General features: G+C 65.3%; 1 protein-coding gene. It reads right to left on the bottom strand.

The window, feature by feature from the left end:
• Position 1: 1 nt before the first annotated feature.
• Positions 2-1,030: toprim domain-containing protein (locus ACFY04_RS43715; RefSeq protein ID WP_389126652.1), on the bottom strand; the 1,029-nt coding region annotated here is incomplete at its 5' end.

Here is a 1,030-nt window from a genome sequence, read left to right as displayed (position 1 = left end):
CTCAGATGTCGAGGAAGCGGACGTCCTTGGCGTTGCGCTGGATGAAGGAGCGCCGCGCCTCGACGTCCTCACCCATCAGCACCGAGAACAGGTCGTCGGCCTGCGCCGCGTCGTCCAGGGTGACCTGGCCGAGCACGCGGTGGTCCACGTCCATGGTCGTGACGCGCAGTTCCTCGGCGTTCATCTCGCCCAGACCCTTGAAGCGCTGGATCGAGTCTTCCCTGATCCGCTTGCCGTTCTGCTTGCCGAGCTCCACCAGCGCGTCGCGCTCGCGGTCCGAGTACGCGTACTCGAAGTCGTCCCGGCCCCACTTGATCTTGTACAGCGGCGGGCGCGACAGGTACACGTGACCGGCCTCGACCAGCGGCCGCATGAAGCGGAACAGGAAGGTCAGCAGCAGGGTGTTGATGTGCTGGCCGTCGACGTCGGCGTCCGCCATCAGGATGATCTTGTGATAGCGGAGCTTCTCGATGTCGAAGTCCTCGTGCACACCGGTGCCGAAGGCACTGATCAGCGCCTGGACCTCGGTGTTCTGGAGGATCTTGTCGATACGGGCCTTCTCGACGTTCAGGATCTTGCCGCGGATCGGCAGGATGGCCTGGTACATCGGGTTGCGGCCGGACTTCGCGGAGCCGCCGGCCGAGTCACCCTCGACGATGAAGATCTCGCACTTGGTCGGGTCGTTCGACTGGCAGTCCGACAGCTTGCCCGGCAGCGAGGCCGACTCCAGCAGACCCTTGCGACGGGTCAGGTCACGGGCCTTGCGGGCCGCGACGCGCGCCGTGGCCGCCTGGATCGACTTGCGGATGATGTCCGCGGCCTCGACCGGGTTACGGTCGAACCAGTCGTTGAGGTGCTCGTGGACGACCTTCTGCACGAAGGTCTTGGCCTCCGTGTTGCCCAGCTTCGTCTTCGTCTGACCCTCGAACTGGGGCTCGCCCAGCTTGACCGAGATGATCGCCGTCAGACCCTCGCGGATGTCCTCGCCCGCGAGGTTGTCGTCCTTCTCCCGCAGCAGCTTCTTGTCGCG

It is taken from the genome of Streptomyces sp. NPDC001549 (assembly GCF_042894025.1).
Taxonomy (GTDB): domain Bacteria; phylum Actinomycetota; class Actinomycetes; order Streptomycetales; family Streptomycetaceae; genus Streptomyces; species Streptomyces kutzneri.
Note: the sequence above shows the minus strand (reverse complement) of the source record. Positions and strands in the feature narration are given on the sequence as shown.